This is a genomic window from Chryseobacterium kimseyorum, assembly GCF_025971945.1.
Taxonomy (GTDB): domain Bacteria; phylum Bacteroidota; class Bacteroidia; order Flavobacteriales; family Weeksellaceae; genus Chryseobacterium; species Chryseobacterium kimseyorum.
Genome location: NZ_JAPDHW010000006.1, coordinates 89,651 through 107,360, shown reverse-complemented (window position 1 = coordinate 107,360; position 17,710 = coordinate 89,651). Strand labels below are relative to the sequence as shown.

The window sequence follows — 17,710 nt, the reverse complement described above, 5'->3', positions numbered from 1 at the left end:
TTAGTCTTTCTTTTTGAGTTCGTTCAGTAACATTTCAAGATCTTCAACGGTCATCTCATTTTTTTCAACCAAAAAAGAAACGGCACTTTTGTAAGAACCTTTAAAATAATTTTTCACAAGACTTTTCATGGTCTTCCCAGAATACTGCTCTTTAGAAACAAGAGGGAAATATTCATGCTGTCTTCCATATATATTATAGTCTACAAATTCTTTCTCTTTCAAAACCTTTAGAATAGTAGAAACCGTATTCGTGTGAGGTTTCGGTTCCGGGAAGAGATCAAGAACATCTTTCAGAAAACCCTTTTCGAGTCTCCATAAATACTGCATTACCTGCTCTTCTGCTTTTGTTAAGTTTTGAATCTTCATATCATTTTCTATCTTACATTTACCTTTGAAATCTGTATCACTAGTAAATTAGTTATACAAATGTAGAAATTAAATCCAATCGAACAACTATTTTTTTAGTGATAAAGATTTAAATTTGTTAATTAGCTGATTATCAGATGAATATTTTTTATTAAAATATGTTAAATTTTCAACTCACTGTATTTTATGACTAAATATTTAGCAGTAATTAAGTTTATAATATTATAATTTCATAAAACTTGTTAAAATTTATTAAATAAAATTAAAATCTACTTGCTTAAACTGAGAAAATATATTTATTTTAGTGCTTTAAAAATTTCTCATGAAAAGATATAATCTACTTACTGTTTTATTATTATTTATTTTTAGCTCAGCATCAGCTCAGATGTCATCAGTATTCGGTTCTGTAACCGAAGCAAAATCAAAAATTGAAGCCACAGTTCCGGTTGTGGTAGAACATCTAAAGAAGATCAGTGAAAATCAAGGAAACACAACTGTTCTGGATAATGGAAAGGTTGCTTTAAAAAACGAATACGATAAAGTATCTCAGGAATTTGATCTTTACAAAGGAAATATGGCAAGCTGTATTTTAGGTAGATCAAAAGAAACTAAAAAATGTTTGAACTATCATACACAATACTTCAGAAATACTTTAGGCATCTACGAAAACTACATCAACTATGTTACTAAAAAGAATGGATATCTTGGGGTATCAGATGACAGCGTAAAGCTTGACTTCAAACCGACAGAAATTTCATCAAAAATTGATAAAGATTTTTCAGGAGCTGTAGGTGCAGTAAAAAAGATGAAAGGAAATAACAAATCAACTTACTTTGAGCAGTTAAAATCTGATGATTACAAACTTCAGAATTTTGACACTCTAGTTAACTAAATAAAAAATCCCGTTTCTACTACGAAGCGGGATTTCTTTTTGAGTATAAACAGTTATAATTAACTTACGATATATTCAGATATTACAGGCTGGTTCTTTACATCATCCCATGATAATTTCCAGTCTTCTCTCACATCCATATCAATTTTCTGATTTTTCATCTCTGCAACATATCTTACGTCAAAGGCAATGTCGAACTGATTTTTTGCCGTCTCTGTAATTTTAATGTCAGAAACATGATGTGTGGTATTTGCTACAAGATTGTTTTTAGATTCTGTAAACCAGTTGCTGAATCCTTCGTGCCCGGTAAATAAATCATTACCTGGGAACTTCATTTTTACATCTTCAGACAAGTATTGCAGGAAGAAGCTGTTTTCATCTAACTCGTCAAAATGTTTAAACCATTTTTCCATAAATGCTTCAATCTTCTTGACATTTGTTTCTTGGGAGTTTTCCATAAATCTTTTTTTATTAAATTTCACTTTCTCAGTTTCTTGATTTTTATCTAATATTATTGACACTAAGTATCACAGAAACTTTTGAATTTTCAAGTTTATTAAAAAATTCAGATTACCACAAATTTTTACGATTTTTTAACAGACACCGGCACTACGCAGTGGATTGAAAAATGAAAACCTATACATTTTTTTAAAGTTGATATCTTGTTATCACCATAAAAAAAAGGAGAACTACAATTGTAATTCTCCTGTTAGTAGCGGGAACCGGACTCGAACCGATGACCTCCGGGTTATGAGCCCGACGAGCTACCTACTGCTCTATCCCGCGGTGTATCTTTAGAGTGCTTACCGAAAGCACTTAACTTAGTAGCGGGAACCGGACTCGAACCGATGACCTCCGGGTTATGAGCCCGACGAGCTACCTACTGCTCTATCCCGCGATATTGGATTGCAAATGTACGAATTTATTTTAACATTCCAAGTATTTCTTTTAAATACGGCGTTTTCGGAAAATAATTTAAATATTTGTATCTTTGTTATATGGCAAAAATACTTAGAATTTACCCCGACAATCCTCAGGAAAACCTTATCAACGAGGTCATTAAAACCCTGAATAATGGCGGACTGATTATCTATCCGTCTGACACCGTCTACGCATTGGGCTGCAATATTTTTGATATTAAAGCCATGGAAAAACTCGCTCAGATCAAAAAACAGAAGCTCGACAAAGCGAAATTCTCAATTATCTGTAATGATTTAAGCCACCTTTCAGATTTTACAAGACCCATTGACACTTCTGTTTTCAGATTTTTGAAGAGCCACCTTCCCGGTCCGTTTACCTTTATTCTGGAAGCCAATAAAAGTTTACCGTTAGCATATAAAAACCATAAAACAATAGGAATCCGGGTTCCGGATCATTCGATTCCGCAGTTAATTGTTGAAAAACTGGGACACCCGATTGCATCAACGTCGATAAAAGATGATGATGAGATTATTGAGTATTCTACAGACCCTGAATTGATAGCCGAAAAATATGATCATCTTGTGGATATCGTAATCGATTCCGGATATGGAGATAACGTGGCGTCTACCATTGTTGATCTTACTTCAGGCGAACCGGAAATCATCAGACAGGGAAAAGGTGAAATTTAGAAGTTTACACAATGAGTCTTAACGCAAAATACTCTGTAGGCATTGTACTTACTTTTGTACTTCTTGCCTTCTCAATGCTGTACTCAATACCGATCATCAATCAGTTTTTTCATATTAAAACATTTACCGCTGATCTTTTCTTTTACGACAGACTTTCTTTATGGCTTGTCTTAGTACTGGTTTTTCTTTATAATTTTTTTATTGAGAACAGATCATTCTTCGTTTGGGAAGACAAAAAATATTCTGCCGGTTTTTATTTAGTTGCGGTAATCTGTCTCTATCTTATCTGTGCGGTAGGTGGAACTGTTTTAAATGGAATAATTATGCTGATCACTCATGAGAAAGTAAGTGATAAGCTATTACAGCTCAGTTTAATTTTTAAAAATAATTATTTTCTGATTGTTTTTACCTGTCTCACCGCGGGAGTGATTGAAGAATTACTGATGCGGGCGTATATTCAGCCTAGAATTGAAAAGATATACAACAGTCCGGTATTAGGAATTACTGTATCAGCATTGCTGTTCGGAATTCTTCACAGTTCTTACGGAACAATTGGCCAGGTTGTCGTTCCATTTTTTATAGGAATTGTATTTGCCGTTTTTTACAAGAAATATTCGAATATTAAAATTTTGATCATCTGCCATTTCATGTTTGATTTTATCTCTCTCATGCTCATGAATCTGATCGGTCTTAAACACATATCTGTTTTTTAAACTATGAAAATTATAACATCTCCTGCAAAATTAATGAATACAGAAAACTCAACAGATTTGTTGAGAACTACAAGTCCTAAATTCATTGACGATGCAGCATTTATCCATTCTTTTCTAAAACCTAAATCTCCAAAATATCTTTCCGAGCTGATGGAAATTTCGCCCAAATTAGCAGATGAAAACTGGGAAAGAAATCAGAAATGGAAAGCAAAGCCTACCACAAAAGAGTCAGCTCCGGCAATGTTTGCCTTCACAGGTGAAGTTTACCGCGGATTAGATGCTAAAACTTTAGATAAAAAGGCTGTTGATTATTTACAGAAAAACTACAGAATGATTTCTGGCTTATACGGTTTGCTAAAACCATCAGACAAAGTGATGCTGTACCGACTTGAAATGGGACGACCGTTTGAGTTTGATGAATATAAAAATCTTTACAGTTTCTGGACTGAGAAACTCACAGAGCAGCTTAATTCTGAAATGAAAAAGAACGAATTGCTTCTATTTTTATGCAGCAACGAATATGGAAAAGTTATCGACAGAAAAAAGCTCAATCATAAAGTCATTGATTTCGAATTTTATGAATTGAGAGAAGGAAAACTTAAAACCATCGTTGTTTACACAAAACATGCAAGAGGTTTGGTCGTTAGATTCTGTGCAGAAACTCAAGCTAAAACCTTAAATGATGTGAAAGCGTTCAACTACGAAGGCTACAGAATTGATGAAGAAAAATCGACGGATACAAAACTGGTTTTTACAAGATAAATGACAATTTCGGATTTAAAAAAACAGTTTAAAACAGAGCTTTCGGAACTCTACACAGATTCGGAGAGCGATTTTCTCTTTTCAATTTTCGCTGATAGAATTTTAGATTTAAATCAAATTCAGCTAAGAACTTTATCTGAAAATGAATTGTCAGATCATCATGAAAATCAGCTTCTGCAAGTTATTTCTAAATTAAAAACAGGAAAACCCTACCAGCATATTTTAGGAGAAACAGAATTTTACGGAATGAATTTTTTCGTAAATGAAAACGTCTTAATTCCACGTCCGGAAACGGAAGAATTTCTGGAAATTGCCATCCGGAAAATTAAAGATTCAGCGTTTACACATCAAGGTTTGAAAATTTTAGACATTGGAACCGGAAGCGGTGTAATTCCTTTGGTTTTAAAAAAGCATTTTCCCGATGCAGAAGTTTCTTCCATTGATTTTTCTGAAAAGGCACTGGAAGTTGCCCAGAGAAATGCAGAATTTCATCAGCTTGACATCAAATTCATTCATGCCGACTATCTGAATTCTACTTTGACTGAAAACTATGATGTCATCATATCAAATCCGCCCTATATTGGGATTGAGGAAGAAGTAGAAATTGAAGATTCTGTAAAGGGATTTGAACCTCTTATGGCACTTTTTTCACCAACTTCAGATGCTTTGATTTTTTATAGGAAGATTGCTGAAGATTGTGAGCAATATTTAAATGAAAATGGATTGCTGTTTCTGGAAATTAATCAAAAACTGGGTCTGGAAACTTTAGAATTGTATCAGGATAGTTTCTCACACGCAGAGTTAGTCAAAGATTTAAGCGAAAACGACCGTTTCGTAATTGGTTTGAGGTAATCATACAAAATAATTTCAGGTATCTTAACGTTATCATTCAAACTGATAACTCTTTTACCGATGAAAAAAAATATTATTAACGCTCACAGTCCTTTCACAGCATTCTTTACAGGCACAGACAGAATTTACTACTTTTAAAAACGGATTAATTTACAGTAAAGATACCATGTCTAAACTGGGCAAAATTGTGGATTCTCTACATCTAAAATATAAAGTCTGTGACCTCGATCAGAAATTCTATTCTAAACAGCAAACAATAGGACACCTTATCACTTTAGAGAAAGAACATGTCGAAAACGCCAAGAAAGATATTGACAACCATATTTCTTACGAAGATTTTATTGTAAAATATCCTAATGCTGTTGTGAGAAAAGATTTGCTCATTATAAAATCTAAAATAAAAAATTACAGAGACAAGGATGTAATAACGTATAATGAAATCGATTTTGGCGACGATTACGGTGTAGAAATAGAAAAAGATTACAGCCAAAAACTTTTTGAACACAATGGTGAAAACAGCTGGATTTATGAATATAATGATAAAGATAATTACACTGATGAAAAGATAACCGCTTTTATTTTGCATCTGAATTTAAGAAAGTATTACTGGAGCCAGAATATTCAAGGCAAATCATTTATTCTGACTGTCTTATTGACACTTCCTCGACGAAATTTATTGAAGTTAATCAGGATAATGAAGATAAAGATTTAAATCATGATTTTTCGGTAAACCTACCGTTAAACTGGCGAAAACTTTCGCATTCTAAAAAAACGGAAATTCTTGAACAGATGAGATCCGAAAAGGCTGTAGGGTTTTGTAGTCAAGACAGGAGACCAAGAGTACAGGGTGTAAATATGGCCCTTCTTTCTGCAGAGACAGGCAGATGGGATATTTTTCTAAAGTCACATTTAGACATTATGAATGACCGCTTTGATAGACTGTCAGATGGAAGTTATGCATGGAAATCTCGTCATACGTACATCAAGGAATTAGAAGAGTTGAATATCAACGTTTATGATCTTATTATGGGAATTACTTTTAGATTAGATAATCCTGTAAAGAATCATTATTACGGAAGTGTGGGAAGGCTTGGCCGTGCCGTGTCAGAAGCAGAAGACAGAGAAAAATTTATGTCTCAGATGCTTGCAATGATTGAGGATGAGAAGCTTGATGATTACAATCGAGTTATTTCTTATTTCCTGTTTATGAGCTGTAATAATTACATCAATGATAAGAATTTACAAAAATTGAATTCAGATAAACTGAAAATTTCTGTCGCAAAACTTCCAGTATATATTTACGAGAAGATTAAAAACGATAAAGCATAAAAAAATCGATTAATTCTAACCGATTTTTTTCTTTATAAAGATTTCGTATGATAAGTATAACAGAGGTAGTGACATCGCTCCCAAATAAAGAATATTACTCATCGCCAGCTCAGGATTTAGCGTTATCGAATAAATCAGTCCAAAGAATGCACCGCCCAAATGGGCAGCATGTCCCAAATTATCCCATTGTTTTGGGTTTAACATCATATAAACAGAATATCCGAAATACAGTGTTCCGAAAAGCCATCCTGGCAAAAAGTTTACACGGATCTCATTGGGTACCATTGCTATCGCCGCAAAAATAACTCCTGAAACGGCACCAGAAGCACCAATCGCAGAATACCATGGTTGATTTTTGTAAATAAAAAGACTGAATACATTCCCTAAAAGCATGGAAGCAAAATAAATAATCAAAAACCCTATTTCTCCAAAAAATTGGATAACTGCTCCCTGAAACAAATAAAGTGAAAACATATTGAAAAACAGGTGCATAAAGTCAGCATGCAAAAATCCTGAGCTTATCAATCTTATGTATTCTTTTCTATTGCTTATTGCTGCAACATTAAACTTGTATTTTTCAAACATTGCCATATTATTCAGTCCGAAATAACTGATAATTGATGTCATTGCAATTAATATAATAACGATTACACTCATAATTTTTGTTCTTAATTTTCAACAGAACCATCGTCAAACAAATCACCAATTGTACCACCATCTTCGTCTGCTGACGGTGTAAAATCTGGTTCTTCGTAAACTTCCGGCTCTTCTTCTTCCGGTTCAGGAATGGTAATGTTGATGGTTTTTACTTTAAATTTCGTAAACTGATTTCCAATTGCCTTAATTCCTTTGACACCGATGAATTCGTCTATATTTACAGTTTCCGGATCACGTTCTTTTCCTTTATCCTTCGCAAAGATAATTTCAGCAGTGGTGCCATTGGAGACTAAAATTCTTTCGATAAAAGATTTCGGATGTTCCGAAGGCATAAAGGTCTGCGGATTCGTTGTATTCTCAAGCAAAAATCTTTTAATAAAATAAATATCTTTTTCGCCGTCATAGTAAATACAGGTAATCGGCTGCTGTGGTCTCCATTTTTCAAGAATGATATATTCGTCATCGAAACGGTTTCCAAGATCAAAACTGATCAGCTTTGCTTCACCCTGAGAATTGACTGTTAAAATCTTATCGTCACCTTTAAAACTGCCTAACAACGTTCCTCTCACATCCGCATTCAGACGTCTTACGGTATCATCAAACCAGATTTTACGAGGTGCCAGTGTAGAAACACCTTCCTCTTTTAGATCTACTTTTTTCACAGAATATTTGGTGACCAGATTCCCTTTAGAATCACGGCCTTTGATTCCTATTTCTGAGAAATCAATATCCATTTTATTTTTCCTGATTCTCGGGTTTGGTTTTAGAAGAACGGTTACTGTTTCCGCTTCACCATTCGGATTTGCTGAGAAATAAAGTGTTTCTGAACCTTTTGCATCAGATGCCAGACGGTAATCTGTATTTCTGGTTACTCCGGTTACCGAAAAACGTTTCATATAAAATGGCCCCTGCATTCCCTCACGGTAAATCATGTTGTAAACGGTTCGCTTGTCGTTTTTCTTCCAAATCGCAACGTGCAGAATATCTTTTCCGATAAAGGTTTTGGCTTCAACTTTCACGACCTTCATACTTCCGTCTCTTCTGAAAGTAATAATATCGTCGATATCGGAACAGTCGAATAAAAACTGATCTTTTTTTAATGAAGTTCCTACGAAACCTTCTTCGAAATTAGCGTAGAATTTCTCGTTGGCTACTGCAACTTTGGATGCATCAATAGTATCAAAAATTCTCAGTTCGGTTTTACGTTCTCTGCCTTTTCCGTATTTTTTCTGAATATTTAAATAATAATCAATCGCGTAGGCAATCAGATTGGCAAGATGATGTCTGACCTGTTCGATTTTACCTTCTAATGCAGCAATATTTTCTTTAAATTTATCTAAATCGAATCTTGAAATTCTTTTAATTCTGATTTCAGTAAGTCTCAGAATATCCTCTTCTGTCACTTCTCTCAAAAGATGTGCTGTATGAGGTTTCAGACCAATCGCAATGGTTTTTAAAACGTCTTCCCAGCTTTTTACCTCTTCAATATCGTGATAGATTCTGTTTTCAATAAAAATTCTTTCCAGTGAAGAAAAATGCCAGCTTTCCTGCAGTTCGTTAAGTTCGATTTCCAATTCTTTTTTAAGCAATGAAACCGTATGATCAGTATTCATTCTTAGAATTTCAGAAACGTTCAGGAACATAGGTTTGTCCCCAACAATGACACAGGCATTTGGCGAAATCGTTACCTGACAGTCGGTAAAGGCGTACAAAGCATCAATCGTTTTGTCTGGTGAAACTTCGTTGTGAAGATAAATCAGAATCTCTACTTTATCTGAGGTATTGTCTTCAATTTTTTTAATTTTAATTTTCCCTTTTTCGTTGGCTTTAATGATTGAATCAATCAAATCGCCTGTATTCTTAGAAAAAGGAAGCTCAGAGATCATCAGCGTATGCTTGTCGACCTGAGAAATTTTTGCTCTGGCTCTTACTTTTCCACCTCTGTGACCGTCATTGTATTCCGAAACATCCAGAAAACCTGCTGTCAGAAAATCAGGGAAAATTTCAAACTTCTTGCCTTTTAAATGAGCTACTGAAGCATTAATCAGTTCATTAAAATTGTGCGGAAGAATTTTTGTGGAAAGTCCGACCCCGATTCCTTCAACACCCTGTGCCAAAAGCAACGGGAATTTTACAGGTAAATCTACCGGTTCATTATTTCTGCCGTCATAAGATTTAGACCACACTGTAGTTTTCGGATTGAAGACTACTTCCAACGCGAAAGGGGTCAACCTCGCTTCAATATATCTCGCTGCTGCTGCAGAATCCCCAGTGTAGATATTTCCCCAGTTCCCCTGAGTATCAATCAGCAATTCTCTTTGCCCGATTCCTACCATCGCATCGGTAATCGAAGCATCACCGTGAGGGTGATATTTCATAGTATTTCCGACGATGTTGGCGACTTTATTGTATCTGCCGTCCTCCAGCTCACGCATAGAATGCATAATTCTACGCTGAACAGGCTTGAAACCATCATAAACAGACGGAATTGCTCTATCTAAAATTACATAAGATGCATAATCCAGAAACCAGTCTTTGTACAGTCCTGAAACTTTTTTTAAGCTTTCGCCTTCGTGAGAGTTTTCTTCTATCATTACTTTCCTAATGTCTTCTTTCTTTGTTTGCTTTGATCACTTTATTAAGCGAAAATTTTAAATCGTTGACTTCTTTCTGAGTTAAATATGAGATCTCATACTTTAAGATCGTTGAACCGCTGTTTTTACTGGAAATGGTAACATATAATCTTTTGACAAATAACAGACTTACTGTTTCAAATTTCATCAGTTTGTACTTTGGAAATTCGTCACTCAATGGTTGGTTAAGAAACGGTACAATATTTCTATTTTTAAAATGTAGAGCTTCACCGTCGCTGTCATATTCAAATATCTGTCTGCCGTTGATATAGAAAAGTACTAACAGCGAAACCGGAATAATGATCAGCAGATAGCTGAGAGCGCCTAAAATCTGAAACTTATATTCCTCTATAATAAAACCAATAATTCCTCCAAAAAACATCATTAATAATAATGTATTGATGAAATTGTAAACTGGGGCTTTGGTACGGTTACTTAATCTCATTTGTGGTCTTTGTATTCTAAATAATTTCTTCTACTTCACTTATAATTTCTTTATCACTGATATTGGCATCTTCCACTACGAGGTTTTCCAGAATAAAAACCTGTCGGTCCGGGGTATTTTTCCCCATGTAAAACTCTAACAGTTGCTCGATGGTCTGATCTTTACCCAAAACAACCGGCTCAAGGCGAATATCTTTTCCAATGAAATTTTTAAATTCGTCTGGTGAAATTTCTCCCAAACCTTTAAATCGGGTAATTTCAGGATTTTTGCCCAATTCATTTAAGGCTTTCACTCTTTCCAATTCGGTGTAACAATATCTTGTTTCCTTTTTATTTCTTACTCTGAATAATGGGGTCTGAAGAATATATAAATGTCCGTTTTTAATTACATCAGGGAAAAACTGAAGGAAAAAGGTAATCATCAGAAGTCTGATGTGCATTCCGTCAACATCGGCATCGGTAGCGATAATGACCTGATTGTATCTTAAATCTTCAAGACTTTCTTCGATATTTAAAGCTGCCTGAAGAAGGTTAAATTCCTCATTTTCATACACTACTTTTTTCGTTAAACCATAACAGTTCAGCGGTTTACCTTTTAGAGAAAATACGGCCTGCGTTTCTACATCTCTTGATTTTGTGATAGATCCTGATGCAGAATCTCCTTCGGTAATGAAAATCTGTGTTTCAGCTTTTCTTTCTGCCTTCTGATCGTTGTAATGCTGTCTGCAGTCACGAAGTTTCTTATTGTGAAGCGAAACTTTCTTAGCTCTTTCTCTTGCTAATTTCTGAATTCCTGAAAGTTCTTTTCTTTCTCTTTCTGAGATTAAAATTTTTCTCTGTATCGCTTCAGCAATCTCAGGATTTTTGTGCAGGAAATTATCTAATTTACTTTTCAGGAAATCAATGATGAAAATTCTTACCGTCGGACCGTTCGGGCCGATGTCGTTGGAACCCAATTTTGTTTTCGTCTGAGATTCAAAAACGGGTTCTTCCACATTAATTGAAATTGCTGCAACAATCGACTTTCTAATATCTGATGCGTCAAAATTCTTATTGAAAAATTCACGGATCGTTTTCACATACGCTTCACGGAAAGCATTCAAATGCGTACCACCCTGCGTTGTATTCTGTCCGTTTACGAATGAAAAGTAAGTTTCTGTCTGAGATTTGTCGGTATGCGTTACCGCCAGTTCGATGTCATTATCTCTCAAATGAACAATCGGATACAGTACATCACTTTCCAGCTCTTCTTCCAACAAATCTTTAAGACCGTTTTCAGAATAGAAAGTTTCACCGTTAAAAAGTATCTTCAGTCCCGGATTCAGATAAGAATAATTGCGGAGCATTCTTTCGATATACTCTTTTCTGAATTTAAAATGCAGGAAAATATCAGCATCCGGCACGAAAGAAATCTCTGTTCCGTTTCTGTCTGACGTATCTTTTTCGGCGTGATCTTCGGTGATAATTCCTCTTGAGAACTCAGCCATCTTCATTTTCCCTTCACGGAAAGAACGGACTCTGAAATAGTCTGAAAGTGCATTTACCGCTTTCGTTCCAACACCATTCAAACCAACAGATTTTTTAAAGGCCTTGCTGTCGTATTTACCACCGGTATTCATTTTAGAAACGGCATCCACGACTTTTCCTAAAGGAATTCCACGACCGAAATCACGAATCGTAACTTTTCCGTCGTCGACTTTTATTTCAATTCTTTTACCGGATTTCATTCTGAACTCATCAATCGAGTTATCTAGAATTTCTTTCAGCAAAATATAGATACCATCATCCGCAGATGAGCCATCGCCCAGCTTCCCGATGTACATACCGGGACGTAAACGAATATGCTCCTGCCAATCGAGGGTTCTGATGTTATCTTCGGAATATACAGGGTTTATTTCTTGTGACATAGATTATTTCAGCAAACATACAAAAGTACGGAATTGAACAAAAATATCCGAATATTTCAGTTTGTTTTTTTAGTATTTTTCTTACAAAACACGCTTTTAATTCAGTTACAAAACAATTTTTAATATTACAATATGATTAAATTTCAAAAATTGCTGTACATTCGAACTACGCAAAAAAAATCTCGTTCATGATACAACTTCCTTTTTCTAAACTTTCAAATGTAGGAACCACTATTTTCAGTCAGATGACTCAGTTGGCCAATGAAAATGAAGCCATTAATCTTTCACAGGGTTTTCCTGATTTTATGCCCGATTCGGAGCTATTGGATCATGTAAATCATTTTATTCAAAAAGGATTTAACCAGTATGCTCCCATGGGAGGAATGATAGGTCTGAAAGAGGAAATTGCAAGAAAAATAGAGAACAGTCATCAGGCGGTTTATCATCCTGATTCGGAAATTACTATTACCGCAGGCGGAACTCAGGCAATTTTCACAACGATTGCCACTTTCGTAAAAAAAGATGATGAAGTCATTATTTTCGAACCCGCTTATGATTGCTACGAACCAACGGTAGAGCTTTTCGGGGGAATTGTAAAACGTTTTGAGATGAAAGCTCCCGACTATGAAATCGATTGGAGTGTGGTGAAAGATTTGGTTTCGGAAAAAACGAAAATGATTATTCTCAATAATCCGAACAATCCTTCAGGAAAGATTTTAAAGGAGAATGATATTCAGGAATTAATTAAAATTGTAAAAGACACTTCCATATTGATTTTGAGTGATGAAGTATATGAGAATATTGTCTATGACGGAAAAGAACATTTAAGCATCTGTAAACATCCCGAGCTTAAAGAAAGAAGTCTCTTGGTGGCGTCATTCGGAAAACTGTTTCATGTAACCGGCTGGAAAATTGGCTACTGTGCCGCTCCAAAAGCATTGACAGATGAGTTTAGAAAAATCCATCAGTTCAATGTATTTTCTGTCAACACACCGATTCAGCTGGCACTGGCAGAATACATGAAAAATGATGAACATTATCTTGGCCTAAACCGGTTTTTTCAGGAGAAAAGAGATTTTTTGAGACAGGGCTTGGCACAGAGTTCATTTGAACTGCTTGATTGCGAGGGAACCTATTTTCAGGCTTTAAAATATGATAAAATTTCAGACAGATCTGATTTTGATTTTGCTCAGGAATTAACGGTTACTCACAAAGTGGCGAGCGTTCCGTTCTCATCTTTTTATAAAAATAAACTGAATGAAAATGTCATCAGATTATGCTTTGCCAAGAAACAGGAAACTCTTGAGAGAGCGATTGAGAATTTGGCCAAGTTATAAAAAATTAAATCTCTCGCAGATTCAACAATTCAAGCAGATTTTTATTTAGTCTGCCTAATCCGCTTAATCTGCGAGAGATAAAATATTGTTTAAAAAAACATTCCGCCTGAAACCTCAATTCTCTGAGCAGTAATCCAACGTGCATCTTCAGTACAAAGAAAGGCTACTACTCCACCAATATCATCGGGAAGGCCTACTCTGCCTAAAGCTGTATTTCCGGCAATCATTGCGTTGATATTTTTGTCATCTCTCGTTCTTCCTCCGCCGAAATCGGTTTCAATTGCGCCCGGAGCAACTGCATTCACTTTGATTTTTCTGGATCCCAATTCCTTTGCCATATATTTTGTCAGCATTTCAACACCTGCTTTCATCGAACCGTAAACTGATGATCCCGGTTGAGCAAATCTTGCCAATCCTGAAGAAATATTAATAATTCCGCCACCATCGTTCAAGAATGGCAAAAATTTCTGCGTCAGAAAGAATACCCCTTTAAAATGTATATTGAACATATCGTCCACCTGCTCTTCGGTAGTTTCTGTAATCGGAGAATACAAAGCAGTTCCCGCATTGTTAATCAGGAAGTCAATGTTTCCACTCTCTGTATTTGCTTTAAGATGATCGTTTACATTTTTAATAAATGAATCAAAACTTTTGACATCTCTTGTATCCAACTGAAAAGCTGCTGCATTTCTGCCCAAAGCTTTAATTTCATTCACGACGTTTTCAGCTTCTTCTTTATTGCTATGATACGTAATGATAACGTCCAAACCTTTCTCAGCAATTTTCAATGCTGAATTTTTTCCTAATCCACGGCTTCCGCCTGTTACTAAAGCTACTTTTGCTGTATTCATTTTTAATATTTTTATTGGGACAAAGTTGCGTCATTTTTACGGTCATTCATTTGCTTCAATCAATCTGAAATTTGCATAAATCAAATCATGACCGAAATTCAAGTGGTGCAAATGATGTTTTCCGTTTGAAGAAATTGGAGAAGTGAGCAATTTCCTCAAATCCCAAAGCATAGGAAATTTCTGAGATATTCCATTTTGTCTGCTTTAGTAATATTTTAGCTTCCTGTATAACACGGTCAGCAATAAATTCGGTGGTGGTTTTCCCTGTGCTTTCTTTTAAATTTTTGTTTAAATAATTCACATGGATGGCCAATCTTTCCGCATAATCTTTGGCAACTTTCAATTGAATTCTCTGATCGGGAGACTCAATGGGAAACTGTCTTTCCAGCAGTTCAATAAACAGAGATACGACACGGTGGGATGCATTTTGCGAAGTTGAAGTTTTGGCCGCGGGTTGTAATTTTTGTCCGTAATGAATCAGTTCAAAAACATAATTACGGATCAGGTCATATTTGAAAGCATACTCAGAATCAATCTCTTTTTTGATTTTTGAAAACAGAAATTCAATTTCATCAGCAAGCTCATCATCAATTTCAAAGACTGGAATTGCTCCCGGCTGAAACAGAGGCAAATCTTCCAAAACATGCTGTGATGAATTTTTAGTGAAAAAATCAGCAGTAAAAACGCAGAAACTTCCTTTCTGATCTGCATCTTCAGGAACATAATGATATGGAACTTTTGGGGTTGCAAAAAGCAGCGCATTCTTTTTTATCGAAATAACTTTGTCTGCATATTCTGCTCTGTTTTTTCCTCTGATGAGACTTATTTTATAATATTTCCTCCTGTTGTAAGGCATTTCAGATGTCCTTTTGACAGTTGCAAGCGTTTGTGCAATATCAAAAACATTAAAATGGCCGATATCTTTATGAAGACCTTTAGGAAAGATGCTTTCCAAATCTTTTCCTAATCTGCTGGCCATCTCGCCGTAAAAATCTTCCAGGGAAGCGTGAGCTATTTTTTCCATGATGAGAATTTGTATAATTCAAATATAGGAATAAGTTATGCTCTGATTGTTTATATCTGAATAAAATTTTAATACAGCATTTTTATAATTGGAGATTCAAATGTCGAAAATTCACGTCAGTTTAAAAAATCATTTTATTAAAATTAAAAACAAATAAAAAAAGGCACCACTAATGACGATTTACTCATAATAAAAGCGCTCCCAAATTCATGGGAGCGCTCTTTTAAAATACTATAACTAACTTTTAATACTTTTAAACATTAAATCTGAAGTGCATAATATCACCGTCCTGTACGATGTATTCTTTACCTTCAACAGAAAGCTTCCCAGCTTCTTTTACTTTAGCTTCAGTTCCGTAACTCACGTAATCATTATACTTGATCACTTCTGCTCGGATGAAACCTTTTTCAAAATCGGTGTGAATAACACCCGCAGCCTGAGGCGCTGTCCAGCCTTGTCCAATCGTCCATGCTCTCACTTCTTTTACTCCAGCAGTGAAGTAGGTTTGAAGTTTCAATAAATCGTAAGCTTTTCTGATCAAACGGTTAACTCCCGGTTCAGTTAAGCCTAATTCTTCCAAGAAAATTTCTCTCTCCTCGAAAGTATCCAGTTCGTTGATGTCGGCTTCGATCTGAGCAGCTAAAACTACCACTTCAGCATTTTCTTTCTGAGCCATTTCTTCGATCTTTGCAATCCATTCGTTTCCGTTTTTGATAGAATTTTCATCTACATTACAAACGTAAAGAACAGGTTTGTTGGTCAACAACTGAACATCTGATATAATAGATTTTGCAAAATCATCCATTGGGAATTCTCTTGCATTTTTACCGTCTTCGATAAATTTTTCAAGATTATGAAGCGTTTCATACGTCAGAATATCTTCTTTCTTTCCAGACTTGATGAATTTTTTAGCTTTTTCAACTGCTTTTCCTACAGTTTCTAAATCTTTCAGCTGAAGCTCGATGTCGATAATTTCTTTATCTCTCATCGGATCTACAGTACCTTCAACGTGGATGATATTTCCGTTTTCAAAACATCTTAAAACGTGAATAATCGCTTCGCACTCTCTGATGTTAGCCAGGAACTGATTTCCCAAACCTTCACCCTTGCTTGCTCCCTTTACCAGACCGGCAATATCAACGATCTCTACAACAGCCGGCAAAACTCTTTCAGGATTTACCAGTTTTTCAAGCTCAAATAATCTCTGATCCGGTACAGAAACTGTTCCTAAGTTAGGCTCAATTGTACAGAAAGGATAATTGGCTGATTGCGCTTTAGCGTTGCTTAAGCAGTTAAAAAGAGTTGATTTACCTACATTCGGTAAGCCTACGATTCCACATTTCATAACGAAATTTTATTTTATTAATGTTATGCAACCTTCCGGCAGCATGTTTTATTGCTTTGGCAATCGGCTTTTCACTTCAATAAATTCAGTGTGATAGCGTTCCTGCGTATTACAAATAAAGGTGTGCAAAGATAGTAATTTTAAGGTGATTTTCATAATAAAAAAAATCTGCCAAATATTTGACAGATTTTCAGAAATAATAATTTATCGTTGTGCTTTTATGGATTTGCTCCTGTAGCATCCTGTGCCAATTCTGCATCATCCGGAAGCGTTTCTAATGTTTTATCGAGTGTGAATAATGACTCGTCGCTTGCTCTGTCTCCACCGGCAATTTTTAATTTGTCAATTAAATTCATTGCGAAAGTTTCTTCTTCGATCTGTTCTTTTACAAACCACTGTAGGAAGTTCCATGAAGCCCAGTCTTTTTCTTCAAAAGCAATATTTACGAGATTGTAAATTGCAGTCGTGTTATCTACCTCATGTTTGAAAACAAGATCGAAACAGTCTGTAAGACTTGCCGGCTCCTGGCCTGGTGAAGGTAGCGCCGTGATTGTTGGTTTACCGCCTCTGTTGAGTACGTACTGCATAAATTTTACTGCATGATCTCTCTCTTCCTGTGCGTGACGGAAAAGAAAGTTTGAAATTCCACCATACCCTTTATCAGCTGCCCAGATTCCGTAAGAGAAATAAACTCTGGATTGTAAATCTTCGGTATTCATCTGGTCACTTAGTGCCTGTTCCAGTCTTGGTGAAAGTCTATTAGTGTTCATAATCGTATATTTTAGTATTTGTAACGTAAAGGATACAAAAATGATTCCGATAAAAGAATTTCAATTTATAATTGAAAACATGTAAAATATAATTGACTATTAATCATCATCTTAACAATATAATTTATAGTGAGTCTAAAATAAAAAAGCCAGTTCACTATACTGAACTGACTTTTTATATGAATTACAATCTATTTAAGATCATCATGAAAATATCG

18 protein-coding genes and 2 tRNA genes are annotated in these 17,710 nt (G+C 35.3%); 8 read left to right on the top strand and 12 right to left on the bottom strand.

The features are described 5' to 3' along the window. Nucleotides 1–366 carry a BlaI/MecI/CopY family transcriptional regulator gene (locus tag OMO38_RS09985; RefSeq protein WP_264750034.1) on the bottom strand — a complete coding sequence of 122 codons (366 nt, stop codon included), beginning with the start codon at nucleotides 364–366 and terminating at the stop codon, nucleotides 1–3. A gap of 322 nt (nucleotides 367–688) precedes the next feature. Between OMO38_RS09985 and OMO38_RS09980 the strand changes: the two genes are divergently transcribed. Next, entirely contained in the window at nucleotides 689–1,258 is a 570-nt protein-coding gene (locus OMO38_RS09980) for a hypothetical protein (RefSeq protein ID WP_264750033.1), read from the top strand. A 59-nt stretch (nucleotides 1,259–1,317) separates the two neighbouring features. On the opposite strand, the gene OMO38_RS09975 is transcribed toward OMO38_RS09980, so the two are convergent. From OMO38_RS09975 to OMO38_RS09965, 3 genes are all read right to left on the bottom strand, one after another. Beyond that, nucleotides 1,318–1,716, bottom strand: a complete 399-nt coding sequence (locus OMO38_RS09975) for a hypothetical protein (protein WP_264750032.1) — start codon at nucleotides 1,714–1,716, stop codon at nucleotides 1,318–1,320. Between the two features lie 255 nt (nucleotides 1,717–1,971). Then, nucleotides 1,972–2,044 (bottom strand) — tRNA-Met (locus OMO38_RS09970). 39 nt (nucleotides 2,045–2,083) lie between these two features. Continuing rightward, a tRNA-Met gene (locus OMO38_RS09965) sits at nucleotides 2,084–2,156 on the bottom strand. A 100-nt stretch (nucleotides 2,157–2,256) separates the two neighbouring features. On the opposite strand from OMO38_RS09965, the gene OMO38_RS09960 reads away from it, so the two are divergent. From OMO38_RS09960 to OMO38_RS09935, 6 genes are all read left to right on the top strand, one after another. Next, on the top strand, nucleotides 2,257–2,868 hold the full coding sequence (locus tag OMO38_RS09960; protein ID WP_264750031.1) for an L-threonylcarbamoyladenylate synthase: 612 nt from the start codon (nucleotides 2,257–2,259) through the stop codon (nucleotides 2,866–2,868). An 11-nt stretch (nucleotides 2,869–2,879) separates the two neighbouring features. Then, nucleotides 2,880–3,581: a CPBP family intramembrane glutamic endopeptidase gene (locus tag OMO38_RS09955; RefSeq protein WP_264750030.1), complete on the top strand. Its 702-nt coding sequence runs from the start codon at nucleotides 2,880–2,882 to the stop codon at nucleotides 3,579–3,581. Between the two features lie 3 nt (nucleotides 3,582–3,584). Beyond that, nucleotides 3,585–4,343, top strand: a complete 759-nt coding sequence (locus OMO38_RS09950) for a YaaA family protein (protein ID WP_264750029.1) — start codon at nucleotides 3,585–3,587, stop codon at nucleotides 4,341–4,343. Further along, nucleotides 4,344–5,195 carry a peptide chain release factor N(5)-glutamine methyltransferase gene (gene prmC, locus OMO38_RS09945; protein WP_264750028.1) on the top strand — a complete coding sequence of 284 codons (852 nt, stop codon included), beginning with the start codon at nucleotides 4,344–4,346 and terminating at the stop codon, nucleotides 5,193–5,195. It abuts the gene before it with no gap. 166 nt (nucleotides 5,196–5,361) lie between these two features. Then, entirely contained in the window at nucleotides 5,362–5,907 is a 546-nt protein-coding gene (locus OMO38_RS09940) for a hypothetical protein (protein WP_264750027.1), read from the top strand. Nucleotides 5,908–5,984: 77 nt separating this feature from the next. After that, entirely contained in the window at nucleotides 5,985–6,524 is a 540-nt protein-coding gene (locus OMO38_RS09935) for a hypothetical protein (protein ID WP_264750026.1), read from the top strand. Nucleotides 6,525–6,539: 15 nt separating this feature from the next. Here OMO38_RS09935 and OMO38_RS09930 read toward each other — a convergent pair whose 3' ends face one another. From OMO38_RS09930 to OMO38_RS09915, 4 genes are read right to left on the bottom strand one after another with little or no spacing between them, the layout of a single operon-like run. Next, nucleotides 6,540–7,181 (bottom strand): rhomboid family intramembrane serine protease, encoded by a 642-nt coding sequence (locus OMO38_RS09930; protein WP_264750025.1) that lies wholly within the window; start codon nucleotides 7,179–7,181, stop codon nucleotides 6,540–6,542. Between the two features lie 11 nt (nucleotides 7,182–7,192). After that, on the bottom strand, nucleotides 7,193–9,775 hold the full coding sequence (locus OMO38_RS09925) for a DNA gyrase/topoisomerase IV subunit A (protein WP_406567310.1): 2,583 nt from the start codon (nucleotides 9,773–9,775) through the stop codon (nucleotides 7,193–7,195). Between the two features lie 7 nt (nucleotides 9,776–9,782). Further along, nucleotides 9,783–10,259, bottom strand: coding sequence for a hypothetical protein (locus OMO38_RS09920; protein ID WP_264750024.1), 477 nt, complete (start codon nucleotides 10,257–10,259; stop codon nucleotides 9,783–9,785). Between the two features lie 16 nt (nucleotides 10,260–10,275). Then, complete coding sequence (locus OMO38_RS09915; protein WP_264750023.1) at nucleotides 10,276–12,165, bottom strand: DNA topoisomerase IV subunit B; 1,890 nt, start codon at nucleotides 12,163–12,165, stop codon at nucleotides 10,276–10,278. A 188-nt stretch (nucleotides 12,166–12,353) separates the two neighbouring features. Here OMO38_RS09915 and OMO38_RS09910 point away from each other — a divergent pair, with 188 nt between their 5' ends. Further along, nucleotides 12,354–13,502 carry a methionine aminotransferase gene (locus tag OMO38_RS09910; protein ID WP_264750022.1) on the top strand — a complete coding sequence of 383 codons (1,149 nt, stop codon included), beginning with the start codon at nucleotides 12,354–12,356 and terminating at the stop codon, nucleotides 13,500–13,502. A gap of 89 nt (nucleotides 13,503–13,591) precedes the next feature. Here the strand turns inward: OMO38_RS09910 and OMO38_RS09905 are convergent, their stop codons facing one another. From OMO38_RS09905 to OMO38_RS09890, 4 genes are all read right to left on the bottom strand, one after another. Further along, entirely contained in the window at nucleotides 13,592–14,353 is a 762-nt protein-coding gene (locus tag OMO38_RS09905; RefSeq protein WP_264750021.1) for an SDR family NAD(P)-dependent oxidoreductase, read from the bottom strand. An 85-nt stretch (nucleotides 14,354–14,438) separates the two neighbouring features. Further along, on the bottom strand, nucleotides 14,439–15,377 hold the full coding sequence (locus tag OMO38_RS09900; protein ID WP_264750020.1) for a helix-turn-helix domain-containing protein: 939 nt from the start codon (nucleotides 15,375–15,377) through the stop codon (nucleotides 14,439–14,441). Between the two features lie 253 nt (nucleotides 15,378–15,630). Then, the gene (gene ychF, locus OMO38_RS09895; RefSeq protein ID WP_263002264.1) at nucleotides 15,631–16,722 is read right to left on the bottom strand and encodes a redox-regulated ATPase YchF; all 1,092 of its coding nucleotides are present in this window, start codon (nucleotides 16,720–16,722) and stop codon (nucleotides 15,631–15,633) included. Nucleotides 16,723–16,940: 218 nt separating this feature from the next. Beyond that, nucleotides 16,941–17,492 (bottom strand): ferritin, encoded by a 552-nt coding sequence (locus OMO38_RS09890; RefSeq protein ID WP_264750019.1) that lies wholly within the window; start codon nucleotides 17,490–17,492, stop codon nucleotides 16,941–16,943. Between the last annotated feature and the right edge of the window lie 218 nt (nucleotides 17,493–17,710).